At 63.0% G+C, this 19254-nt stretch carries 14 protein-coding genes; 5 read left to right on the top strand and 9 right to left on the bottom strand.

Translation table 11 applies throughout. The features are described from left to right. Positions 1-3: 3 nt before the first annotated feature. The 5 genes from E3E11_RS08545 to E3E11_RS01635 all read right to left on the bottom strand — a co-directional run bounded on the left by E3E11_RS08545 (position 4) and on the right by E3E11_RS01635 (position 8041). Positions 4-741: an ankyrin repeat domain-containing protein gene (locus E3E11_RS08545; protein WP_231118949.1), complete on the bottom strand. Its 738-nt coding sequence runs from the start codon at positions 739-741 to the stop codon at positions 4-6. A gap of 100 nt (positions 742-841) precedes the next feature. Then, positions 842-2914 (bottom strand): VWA domain-containing protein, encoded by a 2073-nt coding sequence (locus E3E11_RS01650; RefSeq protein ID WP_141450879.1) that lies wholly within the window; start codon positions 2912-2914, stop codon positions 842-844. Beyond that, entirely contained in the window at positions 2911-5976 is a 3066-nt protein-coding gene (locus tag E3E11_RS01645) for a DUF4159 domain-containing protein (RefSeq protein WP_141450878.1), read from the bottom strand. Before E3E11_RS01645 ends, E3E11_RS01650 begins: the two co-directional genes overlap by 4 nt. After that, positions 5973-6977: a DUF58 domain-containing protein gene (locus E3E11_RS01640; RefSeq protein WP_141450877.1), complete on the bottom strand. Its 1005-nt coding sequence runs from the start codon at positions 6975-6977 to the stop codon at positions 5973-5975. The genes E3E11_RS01645 and E3E11_RS01640 overlap by 4 nt, the downstream gene beginning before the upstream one ends. 20 nt (positions 6978-6997) lie before the next feature. Further along, positions 6998-8041, bottom strand: coding sequence for an AAA family ATPase (locus tag E3E11_RS01635; RefSeq protein ID WP_141450876.1), 1044 nt, complete (start codon positions 8039-8041; stop codon positions 6998-7000). Between the two features lie 470 nt (positions 8042-8511). Here E3E11_RS01635 and E3E11_RS01630 point away from each other — a divergent pair, with 470 nt between their 5' ends. The 3 genes from E3E11_RS01630 to E3E11_RS01620 all read left to right on the top strand — a co-directional run bounded on the left by E3E11_RS01630 (position 8512) and on the right by E3E11_RS01620 (position 12409). Then, positions 8512-9105, top strand: coding sequence for a DUF1285 domain-containing protein (locus tag E3E11_RS01630; protein WP_195804970.1), 594 nt, complete (start codon positions 8512-8514; stop codon positions 9103-9105). 148 nt (positions 9106-9253) lie between these two features. Further along, complete coding sequence (locus E3E11_RS01625; RefSeq protein WP_331250970.1) at positions 9254-10624, top strand: CCA tRNA nucleotidyltransferase; 1371 nt, start codon at positions 9254-9256, stop codon at positions 10622-10624. Positions 10625-10633: 9 nt separating this feature from the next. Then, positions 10634-12409: an ABC transporter ATP-binding protein gene (locus E3E11_RS01620; protein ID WP_141450874.1), complete on the top strand. Its 1776-nt coding sequence runs from the start codon at positions 10634-10636 to the stop codon at positions 12407-12409. A 16-nt stretch (positions 12410-12425) separates the two neighbouring features. On the opposite strand, the gene E3E11_RS01615 is transcribed toward E3E11_RS01620, so the two are convergent. The 4 genes from E3E11_RS01615 to gpmI all read right to left on the bottom strand — a co-directional run bounded on the left by E3E11_RS01615 (position 12426) and on the right by gpmI (position 17763). Further along, positions 12426-12953, bottom strand: a complete 528-nt coding sequence (locus E3E11_RS01615; RefSeq protein WP_141450872.1) for an RNA pyrophosphohydrolase — start codon at positions 12951-12953, stop codon at positions 12426-12428. A gap of 2 nt (positions 12954-12955) precedes the next feature. Further along, complete coding sequence (locus E3E11_RS01610) at positions 12956-14551, bottom strand: S41 family peptidase (protein WP_141450871.1); 1596 nt, start codon at positions 14549-14551, stop codon at positions 12956-12958. 216 nt (positions 14552-14767) lie between these two features. Further along, positions 14768-16144 carry a murein hydrolase activator EnvC family protein gene (locus E3E11_RS01605; RefSeq protein WP_141450870.1) on the bottom strand — a complete coding sequence of 459 codons (1377 nt, stop codon included), beginning with the start codon at positions 16142-16144 and terminating at the stop codon, positions 14768-14770. Positions 16145-16218: 74 nt separating this feature from the next. Continuing rightward, positions 16219-17763, bottom strand: a complete 1545-nt coding sequence (gpmI, locus tag E3E11_RS01600; protein WP_141450869.1) for a 2,3-bisphosphoglycerate-independent phosphoglycerate mutase — start codon at positions 17761-17763, stop codon at positions 16219-16221. Positions 17764-18145: 382 nt separating this feature from the next. Between gpmI and msrB the strand changes: the two genes are divergently transcribed. After that, positions 18146-18574 carry a peptide-methionine (R)-S-oxide reductase MsrB gene (gene msrB / locus E3E11_RS01595; protein ID WP_141450868.1) on the top strand — a complete coding sequence of 143 codons (429 nt, stop codon included), beginning with the start codon at positions 18146-18148 and terminating at the stop codon, positions 18572-18574. Beyond that, positions 18571-19245 (top strand): uracil phosphoribosyltransferase, encoded by a 675-nt coding sequence (gene upp / locus E3E11_RS01590; RefSeq protein WP_141450867.1) that lies wholly within the window; start codon positions 18571-18573, stop codon positions 19243-19245. The genes msrB and upp overlap by 4 nt, the downstream gene beginning before the upstream one ends. Positions 19246-19254 lie beyond the last annotated feature (9 nt).

Here is a 19254-nt window from a genome sequence, read left to right as displayed (position 1 = left end):
TTTTCAGTGTCCGAAGCCGAGGAAGCCGATCTGCGGCTGCGGCCGGCCCCCGTCGCTGCTGGGGCGGGGTGGGCGGACCGGGCGGGCACGTGCAACCACATTGGCGCGGCTGCTGACATCAAGATGGCCATTGCCCTGGCTGTCCTGCCCGATCTGGCCGTGATGGGTTTCAGTGATCAGCTGGCCGTCCGGATTATAGGTGCGCATCGACAGGAGAAGGAACATGATGTCGTTGCGGCCCAGATCAATCGCCATGTCGAGAGGGGTCTGATCAAGGACGTTGTGGGCATTGGGGTCCGCTCCCCGGTTCAGGGCCTCCTTGGCGGCGATGATGGAACCCTTGTTGATCGCATCGAAGAGAGCGGCTGTCGGGTTGATGTCCACACGGGCATGCTCATCGTCATCGCTGCTGCCTTCAGCACCTGGCAGGGCTGAAGGTGGAGCCGCCTGCTTGGCTGCCTTTCGCGCCTCAGCCTTTGCCTGCGCCTGCATGGCCTCCGATTCTGCCTCGGCCTCAGCCTGTGACTGCGTGCCGGCCAGGGCTGCCGGTGTCGTGAGAATCCCTGTACCCAGCAGGCCCCCGAGTGCCAGGAGCAGCATTCCCGCTTCCAGCCTCCTCTTCAGAGGCGCCTGCAACTGCCGCGCGCACGGCTCTTTCTCCGGGTTGGAAGAAAGGGCTCGGGGTGCTGAAAAGGGGGTGGAAAGAGCTTCCGGGGAAGCGGACAGAGGCAAATCAGACATGGAGGAAATTATATCCTTCTCTTGCGGCGGGAGCGAGTCCCGCTTCACGCCGTCAAAGCGTAAATAAGGAAAAATCTGTCTTTGAAGCGGGATCTGGCGCTTATCCCTCCCGGCGCCAGGCCAGGCCCCACAGCATCAACAGGAGGGGAAGCGCCAGCCAGCCTGGAAAAAGGGGCCTGCTGCGCGTGGCGCCAGCCACGGCAATCTGGTGGCGGGGCACGCCGATCCAGCCGGGACCGAACAGGCTTCCTGTACCGCTGACCTGGCGCAAGACAGGCGGTCCGTTGCGGCCGAGCCATACTGTTGCGCCCCCGAGTGACTTGCTTACCGGCCCTATCAAGGTGGCTGTGGCCTGCAGGTCCTTATCCTCGATCGGGTTTTCCCGGTTGGCTGCTGTACAGGTCACCAGATCGCCCTGGCGAACGGTCCAGATCTGGTCAGGCATCAGGTCTTTGACGGCTATCCGCCCAGTCAGAATGCCCTCTTTTCCGGCCACCGGGGTGAGAGACAGGGAGGTGGTATGGCCGTCTGGGGCCGTGATCTCTGCCTGGCTGGGCGGCAGGGCGGTGGTTGAGTAGCGGGTTACTTCCAGGGTTGAGCCCTTGAAATGCGCCTTGAGCCGGTTTTCCTCCAGCTCGGGTTCCTTCATCAGCCAATGAGCCAGGCGGCGCAGGAGTTCAGCTTGGGGGCCGCTGTTGTGGGTGCTGCGTGACCACAGCCATATCTGGTCGGAAAGCATCATGGCCACGCGTCCCCTGCCAACCTGGTCCAGTATCAGCAGGGGTTGACCGTGATCGGTTTCCAGCAGGGTTTCTCCGTGGGTGCGGTCAGGCCGCAGAAGACGGAACCAGGGTCCCCAGCTGCTGGCGGGCGGCAGATCCAGAGTGACAGGATGGTGTTGGCCCAGGCGGCTCGGTCGTGGATGAAAGATGCCGGTCTGAACGCTGTCGGGCGTGACATGGGCCGGCAGGACGCTGTCCAGAGGGGAATCCTGCAAAGCCCCTGGCTGCGTTTGCTCCGGGCCTGCAACCACCAGAAGGCCGCCCCCCTTGCGCACGAATTCGGCGATGTTGTGCAGGTAGGAATCAGGCAGGATGTTGTGGTTCTGAAAGCCGTCGAGAATGATCAGGTCGAAGCTGCGGATTTTCTGCTCGAACAGCTCGTGAGTTGGGAAGGGGATAAGCGCCAGGTCGGACAGGGGGGTGTCATCTTCCATTTCAGGAGAGCGCAGAATGGTGAAGTGAACCAGGTCGACGGAGGGATCTGCCTTCAGCAGCTGCCTCCAGACGCGTGCGCTCTGGTTGGGCACGCCTGAAATCAGCAGGACGCGCAGGCGGTCACGCACGCCCTGCAGCCGCACAAGCGTATGGTTATTGAGAAGAGAGGCCTCTCCCGGCAAGGGGGAAGCGCTCAGTTCCACGAGGGTCTGCCCTGGATGGGTCAGGTGTACGGTCAGGTCCATCGGCTGGCCTGAGCGGACTTCCCCCAGTTTCTGTGCAGCTCCGCTGTCCTGCCGCGTGGTGACCATGACGGGCGCACCTTCGTAAGCGCCTATATCCTCAGTCTGGAAGCGGATATGAGCGTCCTTGCCGGCGAGGGTATAAGGCGGTGCGCTGAGAAGGGGCAGTGTGCGGTCAGTTTCCTCGCCGCGTGCCGTAACGAGCAGATGCAGGGGAACGGGCGCGCCACCTGGCGGGTTTGTAAGGGCGGCTGGAAGATGCGTCAGCGGGAACTGGTCCACCCCATCGGTTACCATGATGACAGCAGCCAGGTCGGGCAGCCCCGGTATTTCACGCGCCATCGCTTCGTAAAGACGCGTTCCCTGGCCATGGCCGCCCGGGACGTCAACGACATGCAGGCTCATGCCCTGCAGGCTGCCCACCTGGCGCTGCAGGGATTTGACCGCCTGATCGGCCAGCGCCGTGCGGTTAGCAATGTTCATGGAAGGCGTGCGGTCCACCAGCAGCAGTACATCCTGTGGGCGGCTCTGCAGAATGGGATGGCGCAACTGCGGATCAGCCAACCAGAGCAGGCCAACCAGCAGGGCCAGCAGGCGCAGCCCGGTGCCGCGCAGATGCGTAAAAAAGCCGATCAGGGTGATGAGGAGGCCCAACGCGCCGAGAACCAGGAGCATCCAGACGGGGAGAAGAGGCGCCCAGCCGATCTGCGTCATTCCTCTTCTCCCGCCTCGTTGCTGCTCTGGCTGGCGTCATTCCCCCCGGCTTCGTTCTCACCGGTCGTGGAGGGGCTGCTACTATCTGCGCTCCCACCAAGGCGCCGGAGCATTTCCGGATAATGCTTCTGGTCGTTTTTGTAATTGCCGGTCAGGGCATAGATCACCGCATTGGTGCCGAAGCGGTAAGCGGCATTGCGCTGCGTTTCCCCGCCCGGGACGACCGCATAAGCCGGTTCGCCGGCTTCATTGACGGCCCAGGCACGGGCCCAGTCCCCATTGCCGATGATGACGGGACTGACACTCTCGGAATTTTCCGCCTCGCCCTGCGTGCGCGCCACGTAAACAGGCTGACCGTCAATGCGGCCCGGCATCGAATGCAGCAGGTAGAAAGTGTGCGAGAGGGTATGTTTGCTGTCCAGTTTCATCAGTGGGGGGATGTCGAGCCCTTCTGTCGCGCGCTTCAGGCTCTGCCGGGCGGTGGCTGCACTGGTACCGCTCAGCTCACTGCCTGCGCCCAGCTCATCAATCATCAGCAAGCCGCCATGTTTCATATAATCATTCAGGGCTGCGCTGCGGGTCGGATCAGCGACCAGGCCAGGGGTGATGGGCCAGTAAAGCAGCGGATAGAAGCCGAGCTCTGCCTGATCGGCATCCACGCTGACAGGAGAACCCAGATGCGCCGTGCTGCGCTGATTCAGAAAACGTGTCAGGCCTTCCAGCCCTTCCAGGCTGGCGCGATCAATTTCAGGATCACCCGTTTTGATCGCGGCCAGTCGTGTCTCGAGGGCGCCGGGGGGTGGGAGGCCTCTGTCAGGATGGGAAGCTGCTTCTGAAACGGGGTGCGGCACGGGCTTTGTGGGGGCGGCGGTAGCGCCTGCATGCGCCATGGTCGGGAGTGCACTCGGCAACAGCAGGGCGCCAGTAGCCGAAGAGAGGCTTACAAACAGGAGAAGAAGGGGGGGCTTGCCTGAAGCCGTGCGCCTGAAATCCGGAAAATGGAAAGGAAGTTTCCCATTGGCATCTTCAAGGGGGACAGGGCGCAGCCGGCGCAGAAGGGCAAGCAGGCCATCCAGAAGCAGCAACGCAATGGCAGCCAGCCCCAGAAAGGGTGCGAGATCTGTGGCAGGCGCCAGGCCTTTTGGCGTGCGTGGTGTGCCCAGCAGGGGCTCGGGGCGCAGCGGACCGGCATTCTGCGGCAGGTTGAGCGGACGCAGGCGCGGCAGGGTGCCATACAGCCCGGCTGGATGGTCCACGCTGACAGCAGGCAGCGGGCCCTGAAGATGCAGGGCCTGCGCGGCACTGTTGGGAAGCGCCAGGCGGGAAGCCATTGTGATGATGCGCCAAGGGGGCAGGCGGTTCTGCAGGACTTGTGGGCCTGCAGAAGTTGCCGTGCTGCGCGCAAGGGTCGGGGCTGCGGTGATGAGCCGCTCCAACATGGCCGGAAAGAGGCCTGACAGAGCCAGGTTGGACCATTCAGCAGTGGGCGTGATGTGAAAAAGCACCACCATTCCCTGGCCTTCGTGCCGTGCTGTCACCAGAGGGGTGCCATCTGCCAGGCTGGCCCAGCTGCGTGCCTGCAGGTCATCTTCCGGCTGAGCAAGCACCTGGCGCGTAACCGTGATGTCGGGGGGCACTTCCAGGCCGTTGAAGGGAGAATGCTCGGGGAAAGGAGCCAGAGGCTGCGGCTTCCCCCACGACATCGGGCCACCCAGCTGCCGTTCCCCATGGACCAGCGTTACAGGCAAGAGAGCCTGGGCCTCCGTTGCGGAACCTGGCGCAACAGGGGCTGTCTCACCCGATTGTGCGAGTTCGGGCCCGGCGAACCGCACCACCATGCCGCCGTGCCGGACCCAGTTCAGCACCTGGCGCTGCGCCTCCGGCGTGGAAAGCGTGCCATCAGGCGCGATGAGGAGGGAGAGAGGAGGGCTGGTTGGGGAAAGAAGATTTTCCAGATTGCCTGTCCGCACGTCAGCGCCCAGCGCGCGCGTAAGGTAGAACGCGCTGCCGAGCAGAGGAGTCGTGTCCCCGTTCAGGCGCAGGAGGCCAACGGTTTTCTGGTGCGTCCCCCCTCCGAACAGAGCCATGCCGGCCGGTCCTGAAATATCTTCCAGCTTGAGGGCGTCCAGATCGGCTGCCAGGGCGCCAGGCAGGCTGACAGTGGTTCTGCTGCCCACGGGCACAGACCAGTGGATGACCGTGTCGAAATGCTGGCGCGTGCCTGACGTCTCCTGATTGCCACCCTGAACCCCGCTGAGGCTCAGTCCTCGAAGCAGGGAGGTTGTTTTTTGCGTACACTTGGGCAGCCGTTCAGCCAGCAGGGTAAGCCGGGCAGTAGTGCCGTCGTCACCGCTGACAGGCGGGGTGGCGCTCAGGCGCACCAGCGCGCAGGGCGCCCAGCGTATATCGTAAACCCGTGCTGCCGGGGCGAGGGCCTTGGTCAGCGCCGCCTCGCCGCCCTGAGCCAGACCGTCTGAAAGCAGTGTGACAGTCGCCTGCTGCAGGCGCGCCTGCCATTGCGGGGCAAGCAGGCGCCGGGCCGCGACTGCACGCTGGACAGGCCAGGGCTGGGGGTGCAGCGTGGCCAGCAGGCCGGACAGGGCATGCAGGTCCTCAGGGATCAGGGGCTCGCTCGGCTGTCCGTCCGCTGCCGGAGCAGTCAGGAGGTAAAAAGGCTGTCCTCCGTTCCGGAAGCTGCGTTCTCCTAGTGCTTGAGCGACCTGCACCCGCTGCGTCCAGAAGGGACCGGCCGCCCAGCCGTTATCGAGAATGATCAGGTTTTTTTTCGTGTTTTGCGCCGTCGGGGAAGAGTCTGCAGAGCGCCATACCGGTCCTGCACAGGCGAGGATCAGCAGGGCCAGGGCCAACAGGCGGAGCGCAAGCAGCCACCAGGGCGTATGAGCTGCGTCCTGCTGCAGGGGCCGCACCAGGCGCAGCACGACAAGAGAAGAGAAGCTCTGTCGCCGTGGCACGGGGGGCGTGGCGCGCGCCAGCCACCACAGCAGAGGCAGGGCCAGCAGAAACAGCAGCAGCCAGGGGGTGTGAAAACTCACAGGCATCATGGGCGTACGTCTCCAGCCGCGTTCCTTTTCCCCAGCCAGGCATGCAACTGCATGAGGGGTGGCAGAAGGGAAGTGTCCGTCCAGTGGAGGACGAAGCGGCTGCGAGGGCCTTGCAGGCTGCGCAGGCGTGCCAGATGGCCCTCAAGCTCTGTCCGGTAGTTTTCCCTCAGGCTTTCGACAGCTGGCAAGGTAAGGGTCTGGTCGCTTTCAGGCGTCGTGAAACGCACCTGGCCCCGGTAGGGCAGTTCCCGCTCTGCCGGGTCAAGCACACACAGCAGCGCCGTGCGGCCAGGGCGGCTGGTGCAGGCGCTGAAGATTTCCTCCATGCTCTTTTCGGGCCACAGGAAATCACTGACCAGCAGAAGCTGGGCATGGGGGGGCACGGTAGCAAGAGGCGGCAGGGGAGGTCGATCTTCTGCCAGGCTCTCCTTCAGAGCTGCGGCCAGCGCGCCGAAGGCCTGCGGTCCCATATAAAGGCGTGGCCTTCCTGCCACTCCGACCCGCTCACCCGCTTTCAGAGCCGCTTCTCCCAGAGCCAGGGCAGCTGTCAGGGCCGCCTCGGATTTGGTGGGTACACCCTTGCGGGTTTCAGTCGCGTTATCCGGTTCCCAGCGCATCGAAGGTGAAGGGTCGATCCAGATGAGGAGAGTGCGCGGGGTTTTCTGCTCATGTTCACGAACCCAGAGAATTTCAGGATTCGGAGAGCGGGCGGACTGGCGCCAGTCAATGGCTGAGGCAGGCTCAAGGGGCTGATAGGGGCGAAACTGCCAGAATTCCTCGCCGTCTCCAGCGCGTTTGCGGCTGTGGGGGCCGTCCAGCAGGGCCTGGGCAAGCGGATGAGCGGCCAGGAGCAGCTCGGGCAGTGCACGGACAGCCCGTGTCGGACCGGACTTGGCGTCAGTCGGCCGGGGGCGACCGCCGGCAAGCCGGGCCTTGGCGTGAGATCCAGCACCAGGGGCATGTTTGTGCCAGAAACCGAGAAGGGAGTTGAGAACCGTCACCGTCCGTCAGGCCGTGTCCGTCAGCTCAACCGTGCAGTCTGAGCAGCGACGATCCCCGCAGGGGTGTAGCCTTCCGCCTGTGCGGCATAGTTGAGGCCCAGACGATGGGCGAGAACAGGTTCTGCGAGGGCGCGCACATCATCGAGACTGGGGGCAAGCCGCCCGTCCAGAAGGGCACGGGCACGGGTGGCCATCATGAGGGCCTGCCCAGCCCGCGGTCCGGGCCCATAGTCGAGATACTGCGTTACCTGTTCTGACGCGCCGGGCTCGGCAGGGCGCAGGGAACGCACAAGCGCGATGATGGCATCCACCACCTTGTCGCCTACCGGCAGACGGCGCACCAGGGCCTGGGCCTGGAGCAGTTCACCTGCCGTCAGCAGGCGCGGGGCCTCAGCCTGCGTGCTGCCGGTGGTTGCCAGCAGCATGCGCCGTTCGGCCTCGCGGGCAGGGGGCTGCAGGCTGATCTGCAGCATGAAACGGTCCAGCTGCGCTTCAGGCAGGGGATAAGTGCCTTCCTGCTCAATGGGGTTCTGTGTAGCCAGGACATGAAAGGGGCGCGGCAGGGGCCAGGTTTTGCCGCCCTGGGTAACGGCACCTTCAGCCATCGCCTGCAGCAGGGCGGCCTGTGTTCGGGGGCTGGCCCGGTTGATTTCATCTGCCAGAACGAGCTGGCTGAAGATCGGCCCTGGCAGGAAGCGGAAATGCCGCTGTCCGTTCTCATCCGTCTCGAGAATTTCAGCGCCGGTAATGTCGGAGGGCATCAGGTCAGGTGTGAACTGGATGCGGGAGTTCTCCAGTCCCAGTACCCGGGCCGTTGTCTTGACCAGCAGGGTCTTGCCCAGCCCCGGTGCACCCATCAGCAGGGCATGGCCGCCGCCGAGAATGGCGGTGAGCACCTGGCTGATCACTTCGTCCTGGCCCAGCACGACGCTTCCGATGGCCTGCTGCAGCTCTTTGAGGCGCGGTGCCAGACGGTCAGCTTCCGCCACTGTCGCAGCCCCTTCCTGCTGGGAATCAGGCACGGCGCCGGGCGGCTGCGTCAGGGAAGCGGATTGGTCACTCATGGAAACTCCGAAAAGAGCCGTGGGGGAGAGAAGGAAAAATACTGCAGGGCGGGCGGATCAGGCCCTCCTGAAAGGAGCGGCATCACGAGAGGCCGGGGCAGCTCCGGTCATCGCGTTCAATTTCAATGCTTCAATATAGCGTCAAAAGCCTGTGGCTTACAGGGCTGCAGGAAAGCTCCTGATTTTCTGTATTGATTTTCTTAGATTGGGTGAGGACTGGTTTTGTTCAAGTCTTGCCCATAAAGCCTCTTGACAGATTTTAGAATTACTGAACGGAAAATCTCTCAGGGGTTTCATTCCGCCTGCCTCCTTCCCAGATAACTGTCCATAACAGCGTTTTCCCTGCTTTGCCCTGGCCCGTGACGTGACAGGGAGAACGCTGATCCGGCCAAAAGGCCTACAGAAGCTGGAACTACGTGCTGAAAGGGGGCTGACCTTCCAGCAAGCGCAGGGAGGAGAAGATGGATGGCATGAAAAATACGTGTCTGGTGAGCGCTCGGCAACGCCAGGGCGTATCGCTTCTGGCAGGAGGAGGAGTGCCGATCGGGCAATGGCGGCAAAGGGTGTCTTCCGTGCCGCGCCTGCCTTTCAGAATCAGAAAGGACGGTACCTGGTACTGCTGCGGCCAGCCGGTACGGCGAAAAGAGCTGCGGTGTCTTTTCGCTTCCATGATGGAACGTGACGCTCAGGGTCGTTACTGGCTTGACCTGGGAGGACGGAAAGGCGTCATTGAAGTGGAAGATGCGCCCTTTCTGGCGGTGGCATTGGATTTCACGGGGTCTGACGCGCGCTCACAGAATATCTGCCTGCGGACCAATACCGACGAGCTGATCAGCCTTGGTCAGGACCGGCCCTTGCACTGTGACTGGCAGCGCGGGGGTCAGGTACCGGCCTATGTGGAAATGGGCAGCAGACAGGGCGGCGATTCCCTGCTGGCGCGCGTGAGCCGGCCGGTCATGTTTGAGCTGACAGCCCTTGCCATCCCGGAACGTGTGGGCGGTCAGACATGTCTGGGTGTCTGGAGCCGGAAATGCTTCTTTCCCTTGACGCGCCTGGACCCTTGAAGTCTTTTTCGGAGCCTGATCCCTGGCCGAAAATCGGTCAGCTCCATCAGTCAGCCCCATCGGGTGCGCCCAGAAGAGGCGTGACAGTAATCCGTAACAAGCGCTCCCGCAGTAAAGCTGGAAACGGGATGTGAAAAGGGAAGAGACATTGCCTGATACACGTCGCGTTTTGAGCCACCATGAAGAGCAGCTTCCGTCGGCCGGGGAAGACACGCACGCGTCAGAGCAGGAGAAACTGATCTGGCAGCGTCTGTCGGTCCTGCCGGAACGCGCAGGCGTGGAACGCATCTGGTCTGTTCTGCCGCAGGCCCGGCTGGTGGGCGGATGCGTGCGGGATTTCCTGTGCGGGCGGCCTGTGCACGACATTGACATGGCAAGTCCCCTGCCGCCCGAAGAGGCGACACCCCTTCTGGAAGCGGCAGGGCTGAAAGTGGTTCCGACCGGTCTGGCGCATGGCACGCTGACCGTTGTGCATGAATCGCGGCCTTATGAACTTACGACCCTGCGCCATGATGTGGAGACGGATGGCCGTCATGCTGTCGTGGCCTGGACGGATGACTGGCGAGAGGATGCCGCGCGCCGGGACTTCACGATCAATGCCCTTTCATTTGATCGGGCCGGAAAACTGCATGATGAATTCGGCGGTGTGAAGGATCTGGCCGAGGGGCGGGTCCGCTTCGTGGGGAATGCTGCGCGCAGGCTGGAGGAAGATGCCCTGCGCGCTTTGAGGTTTTTCCGCTTTCAGGCCCGTTACGGAAGCGGCACCCCTGATGGGGAAGCCGTGGCAGCCATTCGGGCAGGCGTGGAGCTGACCCGCCGGCTTTCGGTGGAGCGGGTGGCTTCGGAGCTGTTGCGGCTTCTGACGGGGCCCAGGCTTTTGCCCACCCTGCGCCTGATGGAAGAGACGACCCTGCTGAATGTTCTTCTGCCCCAGGCACAGCTGGCAGGGCTTGCCCGCCTGCTCGCCTGCGGGAATATGACGGAGGATGAAGAGGCGCCCTCTTTGTCTGCAGTGTCTTCAGTACAGGCACAGGGCAGGAACGAAGAAAGCGAACGGGAAGAGCGCCTGGGGCTTCTGCGCCTTTATGCCCTGTGTCCTGATGAGGGGCTCGGGGCGCGCCTGAAGCTTTCACGTCTGGCGCGTCACCGATTGCACGTTTTTGCGCAGAATGTCCCTGAACTCAGTCCGGACATGACCGATGACGACCTGCGCCGTGCGGCAGCCGGGCAGGAGCTGTCCCTGCTGGAAGACCGCAGCTGGCTGCTGCAGGCAGCCGAGCTGGGGCGGCCGGATGCGGGCTGGGAAGCCTTGCGGGCGCGGCTCGGTGCCATGACGCGCCCGGTCTTTCCCCTGAGCGGCAAGGACGGATTGGCATGCGGGCTTCAGCCGGGCCCGGCACTGGGCCAGTGGCTGTGCAGAACCCGGGACTGGTGGCTGTCAGAAGGGTGCCGTCCTGATGCGCAGGCCTGCAGGCAATGGCTGGCGCAGGAAATCCAGCGCAGCGAATCCATCCGCTGAAGGGGCGTCATGAAGTGTCCAGGTCAAGGACTGTCCGCTGCGCCGCCGGCATCCAGCTTCAAACTGGTGCGGCGCATCTGGCGTGAAGAAATCCGCCAGCATCCAGGCCGGGTAGGACTCATCGTTCTGCTTACCCTGCTTATGGGCGGGCTGACGGCGCTTTATCCGGTCATCATCCGTCGTGCTATCGACATGTTCACAGCCCATGACAGGCGCATTCTCTACCAGGTGCCTGCGCTCGTCCTGGCGGTCACCGGCGCCAAAGCTCTGGCCCAGTACGGGCAGAACGTGGCGGTGCAGGGCATGGTGATGCAGGTGGTGCGCGGTCTGCAGCTGCGGATGCTCAATCAGGGTCTCCAGGCTGATGTCGCTTCCCTTGAAGAAGAGGCGCCGGCAAGCTGGGCGTCACGTTTCACCAGTGATGCGCTGGCCCTTCGTGAGGCGCTGACCCGTTCTGTCAATGCATTGGGGGATGTGGTCACTGTCGTGGGGCTGGTTGCCGCCATGCTGTGGATGGATTGGGAGCTGAGTCTGATTGCTGTCATTCTCTATCCGCTGGCGATTATCCCCGTGCAGAAGCTGGGGCGCCGGGTCAGGCGGGCTTCCGGCGGGATGCAGGAGCAGATAGGTGCGACGGCTGCCCTTCTGACAGAAAGCTTCAGCCTGGCGCGCCAGATCCGTCTCTACCGGATGGAAGGCCATGAGCGCCGTCGGTTGGGGGAAGCTTTCAGGCAGCTACATGACCGCCTGTTGCAGATTGCCTGTCACCGGGCCCGTCTCGATCCGCTTCTGGAAGTGATAGGCGGAGGCGCGATCGCCTTTGTTCTCGGCTTCGCAGGCTGGCGGGCTTCCATGGGAGGGGCGACGCTTGGGGATTTCACTGCCTTCATTGCGGCTCTTTTTGCAGCTTCGCGCCCGTTACGGGCTTTAGGGTCGTTGAGCACAGCCTTGCAGGAAGGTTTGGGCGGCGTGGCCCGGGTCTATGAGATGATCGACACGCCGCCGACTGTGCAGGAGACGCCGGATGCCCGTCCACTGCCTGAAGGCAAGGGCGCGCTTGTCTTTTCTGGCGTGTCTTACCGGCATCGTGACGGGCGGCGCGGGGTGGAAAATGTGACTCTGCAGCTTTTGCCTGGCCGGACCGTGGCTTTCGTCGGGCCGAGCGGGGGGGGTAAATCCACCTTGCTTTCGCTCATCCCCCGCCTGCATGATGTGAGCGCGGGCCGTATCACGCTGGATGGATGGGATCTGCGTGATGTGACCTTGAAAAGCCTGCGCGACAACATGGCTTATGTCAGCCAGGAGAGCGCGCTGTTTGACATGTCGGTCCTGGAAAATATTCGCCTTGGCCGCCCCGAAGCGCGTGAGGAGGAGATCCGCCAGCTCTGTGACAGGCTGGCTCTCGATTTTCTCGATGAGCTTCCCCAGGGTCTGCACAGTCGGGTCGGCCCTGCCGGGCAGTATCTTTCGGGCGGACAGCGGCAGCGCGTCGCCCTGGCGCGTGCGCTTCTGCGTCAGCCGAGGGTGCTGCTGCTGGATGAGGCGACGAGTGCGCTGGATTCACGCACTGAGACCCGGGTCCTCCAGGCCTTGCAGAGCTTGCGCCAGGGGCGCACGACCCTGGTCGTCGCTCACCGGCTGGCTACCATACAACAGGCCGATCTGATCATTGTGGTGGAGGAAGGGGGAATAGCTGAACAGGGCACGCATGAAACGCTGATGCGAAAAAACGGGCTTTACGCCCGTCTGGTGCATCATCAGAGTCTGGAGCAGCCTCTGGGTTGACGTGTCCTGGAAAACTTCAGCGGAGCTTGGCAGGGGTTTGAAGCCACCACCCCTGCGGAGCCTTGTCAAACAGCCTCTTGAGCTCGGGCAGCAGGGTTTCATAAAGCTTGCGCTTGATGCCGAGATCATAATGACCGTCAAGCGCTTCCCTGACGCCGACCCAGCGCCAGTCATTGAACTCCGGCGGCGTCTGCAGGCCGAGATTGAAGTCGCTGTCCTTCCCGGTGAAGCCGAAAACCAGCCAACGCTGCTTCTGGCCCCGGTAACGGCCACCCAGCGACCGGCCCAGCAGATGGGGGGGGAGGTCATAACTCACCCAGCCGGGGCGCATGGCCAGCAGCACCGCCTTGTTGGTGCCGATCTCCTCCATCATCTCCCGCCAGGCGGCCTGCTCCAGGTTTTCACCTTCATCAATACCGCCCTGCGGGCATTGCCAGATATGTCCCGGCAGATCAGCGCGCTGGGCCAGGAACAGTTTTCCCTCCCGGTTGAAAAGCGCAATGCCCACATTGGGTCGATAAGGGAGATCTGTGGAAGTTGACATTCTCAGTGTGTTCCTTGCGACGCATGGGCGGCAGGGGCTTTAGCGGCCGGCCTGGCAGGTGGGGGCTGCTGAACGGTGCTCTTTTTCTGCAGTCCTGTCTCGGTGTCCTTGTGCAGGCCGCCCGCAGCCAGGGGAAGCGGAGGCAGGTCCGGCTTCTTGCCGTCGATCAGCGTCGGCGCGATCGGGCCTTTGGGCGCTGGCGTATTGGTAAGATTGTCCAGGAGGTGAAGGGCCTGCTGGAGCTGGAAATCGGTCTCGGGATTGGCCGGATTGAAGGCAGGCCAGTTTTCAGGCGGCAGATGGGGCACGGCACGCGCAGCTGCCGGCAGATTGGGGGTAGGCGCAGCTTTCTCCTTGCTGCTGCCGATGTTGCTCAGCACGTGCGCCAGATCAGATTCGTGGAATGTATAGAGCGCATCATCGTCACGGCTTTCGGCCACGGGCACGTCCGGGGTGATGCCGTGGCCCTGGATGGACTGCCCGCTGGGTGTGTAATAGCGCGCCGTCGTCAGGCGCAGGGCACCCTGGTCGGAGATGGGGATGATCGTCTGGACAGAGCCTTTGCCGAAGGTGCGTTCGCCCAGGATGAGGGCGCGGTGATGGTCCTTAAGGGCACCGGCGACGATTTCGCTTGCCGAAGCTGAACCGGAATTGGTCAGGACGATGATGGGCAGGCCGTGGGTCAGGTCGGTACCGGTGGCGTCCCAGTGCTGGTTGTTTTCAGGATGGCGACCGCGCGTGGAGACGATCTCGCCCTGTGGGATGAAATCCCGGGCGACAGCGATGGCCTGGTCAAGCTTGCCGCCTGGATCGGAGCGCAGGTCGAGTATCAGGCCATCCAGCGTTTTGCCGGGCGTGTGTGCCACTTCACGTTCCAGCGCATGATAGGCCTTGCGCAGCTCGTGTTCGGCTGAATCATCGAACTCAGTGAGGCGCAGGTACCCGATCCGGCCGTAAAGGGCCGAGCGCACGATCTGAACGTGGATGATCTCGCGTTTCAGCGTCACCGTGAAGGTTTTGCCGGTTTTGGGGCGCAGGAGGGTGAGGGTGATGAGGGAGCCGGGCTTGCCGCGCATCTTGCGCACCGCCTGATCCAGGCTGAGATCGGCGATGCTTTTGCCATCGACCATGAGAATGACGTCACCAGGCAGGATGCCTGCCTTAGCAGCGGGTGTGCCGTCGATGGGTGAGACGACGCGCACATGTTTGGCATCCATCTGCACCTGCAGCCCCAACCCGCCGAACTGACCGGAAATCTCATCCTGCATGTCATGCAGCTGCTGGGAAGTCATGTAGGCGGAGTGCGGGTCCAGATCACCGACCATGCCGTTGAGCGCGTTGAGAATCAGGGTCTTGTTGGTGACCGGCTCGACATATTCTGACCGCACGATGTCCATGACCGTCCCGAGCAGGGTCAGAAGACGGACCGTTTCGGCATTGTTGGCATCGGTGTTTGCAGTGGCGGCAGAAGGCTTGGCATGGGCGCCATTGGTTAGGGGAGCAGATGTTTTAGCCAGGGCTGCTGAAGCCTGAAGACAGGCGAGGGAGCACGAGGAGGCAAGGGCAAGACCCAGCATCAGGCCCGTTCTGAACTTCATGATCGTGACATCCTCAATGTGATCTGCGTGTGTAAGGCCGGCCGCAGGCGGAGCACCGGCGGACCTGGCGTTCCTGACTCATTCCAATCCGGGTGGCTGGCCGGAGTTTCCGTGGGCGGGAGTTTACTGTTTTTCAGGGAACGGGGAAACTGTTGCGGGCAGGTTGAAGAGTGAAAATCTTTCTGGAACCAGGCGGCCTGCACTCAGAGGGAAACTCTAGCGCAGATAAGGGGCCGGATTGACGGCGCGACTGCCTTGGCGCAGCTGGACGAAAAGCGCTCCGGGCCCTGCCGGCATGCGTCCGATCGGTGTGCCACGTGTGAGGGAGGCGCCCGCAGGGCTGGTAATGGCGCCGAACCCTGCCAGAACAAAACGCGTTCCACGCCCGCAATCGAGAATGACCATGTTGCCGAACGAGCGGAAAGCCCCGGCATAGAGAAGATGACCGCTGCAGGGGGAGATAACGGGAACCTGGCTGCTGGTGCGCCAGGTGATGCCGGTTGCAGGTCCTCCCTCCGTGCTTTCGCCCCAGCGGGTGGCCAGAACGCCCTGAACAGGTGCCCGCCCGCCCCCGCGTGCCAGTCCCGCGCCGCTCAGGGCCTGCGCTGCGCGGTCGGCCCTGTGGGCCGCGGCCGCCTGATGTGCACGTGCCAGTCTGCGTGCTTCGGCCTGCAGGCGCATCTGCTGCTCGGCTTCGCGACGGACCAGAACTTCAATCTCATCGGTCAGCGCCTGAGCGTTTCTGCGTGCTTCAAGCAGCTTCTGTCGGGCGGCTTCCATCTCAGTGGTGGCCTGCCGGGCTTCCTGCTGTGCCTGCTGGGTCAAGGTCAGCCCCAGCTGGCGACCGCGTTCCTGATCAAGGCGGCTGGCTTCCAGCTGCTGGCTTGTGCGTGCCAGAGCCTCTTCCTGGGTTTCTAGCCGGTCTGTGCGTGCTGAAAGCCGGGTTTCCCGCTGGGCATTGACCGCCAGGCGCAACGCCAACAGGGAGGGCAGTAGAGCCTGGACTTGCACTGGCCTGTCTGCTGCCTGTTCAGCTGCAGGCCGGTCAGGGGCAGCAGGCGGCAGCAGAATCAGGCCTGGATAGTCCGTAAGCTGCTCGGTCAGGGGCAGCAGGGAGATTTCCTGGCGCGTAACCTGCAGGCGCTCCTGCTGAAGGGCAGCGGTGTTTTCCAGCAGGGCTGCCCGTCTGGTTTCAGTAACCTGGTGGCGGCGCTGGAGCCGGGCCAGCTGAGCCTCAATTCTTTTCTGCTGCCGGGTGAGCCGGGCCAGCGCTTCCGTATTATGCGCGACCCGGCTTGAAGCCTGCTCAAGGGCTGCTTTGCGGGTGGCAATAAGCTGCAGGCGTGCTTCAAGGCCCTGTTGCAGGGCCTGACGACTGGCTGAGATTTCCTGCAGGGCCGAGGACAGGCGTGCCAGCCCCGCTTTGTCTGGGCCTTCTGCGGTTCTGGCTGTTCCATGTCTGGCAGAGGCTGCGGTCCGGTGGGCGCCTGAGCTGTGGGCGATCTGGTGGTGATGGGCAGCCCTGGTGCCGGGATGTCCCGTCACAGCGGAACGGGCAACAGCCGCTCCCTGCAGAGCGGCTGTGCTGCCCATCCATGCGACCAGAAAGAGCCTGGTGGGATGGTGACGGGAAAGAAGAAGGCTTCCCCGTTTATGCAGGGTCCTGATCAGCTCTTTTTCGGCACGATCAGGGAGTGACCGGTCATGGCTGCAGGCTGCTTGAGGCCCAGCAGCTGCAGAATGGTCGGCGCGATATCAGCCAGACGGCCGTTTTCGACCGTGATGGGCGTATCGTAATCGGCGACGATGAAGGGAACTTCATTGGTGGTGTGCGCTGTATGGGGCGCACCCGTATTTTCATCCTTCATGGTTTCGCAGTTTCCGTGGTCAGCAGTGACCAACAGCACCCCGTTCTGCTCCCGGATCGCGTCATAGATGCGTCCGAGCCCCTTATCGACAGCCTCGACCGCCTTAATGGCCGCTTTCAGCTCGCCGGTGTGGCCGACCATATCGGGATTGGCGAAGTTGAGGATGATCATGTCGTATTTACCGGACTTGATCGCCTCGACAGCGCGGTCGGTCAGTTCGCCTGAGGACATTTCAGGCTGCATGTCATAAGTGGCGACCTTGGGAGAAGCGACGAGAATGCGGTCTTCGCCTTCCAGCTGCACTTCCTGGCCACCGTTGAAGAAGTAGGTGACGTGAGGATACTTCTCCGTCTCGGCCGTGCGCAGCTGCTTCAGCCCGGCATTGGCCACCACTTCACCGAGCAGGTCGGTAAGGATTTCGGCCGGGAAGAGAACCTGGGTATAGGGTTCCAGCGAATCGGAATAATAGGTCATGGTGCATACGCCGGCCAGGGAGAGGCGCGGTCCGCGGTCGAAGCCGTCGAACACCGGCATCACGAAAGCTTCCAGCAGCTGGCGGATGCGATCAGCGCGGAAATTGGCCGACAGGATGCCGTCGCCGTCTTTCATGCCCTTGTAGTCGCCGATGACGGCAGGCAGCGTGAACTCATCGCCGCGTTCATCCTTGGCATACTGGTCTTCCAGCGCGTCGATCGCATTGGGGAAATGGGGACCCTTGCCGTAACGGATGGCGTCATAGGCCTTTTCCACCCGGTCCCATCGATGATCGCGGTCCATGGCGTAGTAGCGGCCGCAGACGGTGCCGATCTTCACGTTTTTCGGCAGTTCAGCGATGATTTCCTTGAAGAATTCGATCCCGGATTTCGGCGGGGTGTCGCGCCCGTCGCTGAAGAGGTGCAGCACGACCGGCACCCCGGCGGCATCGACGATCTTGGCCAGAGCCACGATGTGGTCCTGATGGGCATGCACGCCTCCCTTGGAGGCCAGGCCCATCAGGTGGCAGGTGCCGCCGCTGACCTTCAGCGCGTCAATGAAGGCGAGCAGGACAGGATTCTGGGCCAGCGTGCCGTCCTTGCAGGCCTTGCTGATGCGGGGCAGCTCCTGCATGACAACGCGCCCGGCGCCGATATTGGTATGGCCCACTTCCGAGTTGCCGATCTGGCCGTCAGGCAGCCCGACCGCTTCACCGCTGGCCTGGAGGAAGGAATGGGGATTGTTGGCCCAGAGCTTGTTGAAAGTGGGCAGTTCCGCCATGCGGATCGCATTATCGGCGTTGTCTTCGCGCCAGCCGAAGCCATCAAGGATGGTCAGCATGACGGGGCGCTGTTTTTTCGTGGTGGACATGGAAAGACTCCTGTCAGCGTCGTTCAGATGATTCAGGCCATTTCGATCCGGTTCTCTCAATCCGGCCGGCCTGCTGCACAGGACCGCTGCTCCCTGGAGACGTGCCCGGTCTGCCGAGTGGCCTGCAACCGGGCGCTGTCATGGCATGCTGCTGCCACGGAAAGAGGCGATCATGCACAGCACCGGTCGAGAGAGCCGCTGCGACGGCGGGAGCCGTGTGGGGATTGCGGGGCTCAGGCATTTACGTATCCAGATATTGGCAGGCTCGGCTCCAATGTAAACGGGGCAGGGCGAGATTTCCCGCCCGATGGACGGTAAAATCCTTTCTGTCAGGGACATGTGTGACTTAATGTAAGGGGGATTTCACCTGACGGAGCGAGCAATGAGCCCTGACGATTCTTTTTCATGCGCAGCTCCCCAGAGCGCACAGAGCCTGGCGCGCCGCCGGATCCTGCGGGAACACGGCACTGAGCCCGCCGGGTCAAGCCCTCTGAATGCCGAGAAACGCCCGGGCCGCTACCGTTGCGCAGGATGCGGGGCAGAACTGTTCAGTTCGACGGCGAAATATGACAGCGGCTCCGGGTGGCCTTCTTTTCACGCCCCTGAGAAAGAGGCGCTGGGCTTTTCGGAGGACCGGCGTTTCGGCATGGCGCGCACTGAAGTCCATTGCATGAAATGCCAGGGCCATCTCGGCCATGTTTTTCCGGACGGGCCCGCTCCGACAGGGCAGCGCTACTGCATCAACGGGTTGGCGCTCGATTTCGTGCCTGAAGGCGATTGCGGAGCTGACCCGGAGAAAACGACACCATGACAGTGTCTCCGCAGAGCGCTGCCTCCGCTGCTGGGAAAGAGGACGGAGGGATCGAGATCATCGCGCATCCCCTGGTGCAGCATAAGCTTTCCTGGTTGCGTGACCGCACTTTGCCGCGGGCGGATTTCCGCAAGGTAGTGCGTGAACTGAGCCTGCTTCTGGCTTATGAGGCAACGCGTGACCTGCCCCTGCGGCCGCAGGAGCTGGTCATGCCAGACGGCACACATCTGCGGGTGGGACAGCTGGAAGGGCGCAGCCTCTGCGTGATTCCTATCCTGCGTGCCGGGCTTGGGCTGCTCGAAGGCATGCTGGACCTTGTGCCTTCAGCGTGCGTGGGTCATGTCGGGGTGCAGCGGGACCATGATACGCTCGAGGCGCGGGTATATTACTTCAATGTGCCCGCCCATCTGGCCGAGCGGCGCTGCGTGGTTCTGGACCCGATGCTGGCGACCGGGCATTCCGCCCTGGCCGTGCTGGACCGTCTCAAGAAAGCCGGGGCGCAGAAGATCGTGTTTGTCTGCCTGGTGGCTGCGCCTGAAGGGGTGCACGCGCTCCGCGAAGCGCATCCGGACGTGCGTATCATCACCAGCGCGCTTGACGAGGGCCTGGACCGCAGGGGCTATATCGTGCCGGGTCTGGGCGATGCCGGGGACCGCCTGTTCGGCACCTGATATTCTCTT

It is taken from the genome of Oecophyllibacter saccharovorans (assembly GCF_006542375.1).
In the GTDB taxonomy this organism is placed as follows: domain Bacteria; phylum Pseudomonadota; class Alphaproteobacteria; order Acetobacterales; family Acetobacteraceae; genus Oecophyllibacter; species Oecophyllibacter saccharovorans.
This window is presented reverse-complemented; position numbering and strand designations above follow the sequence as displayed.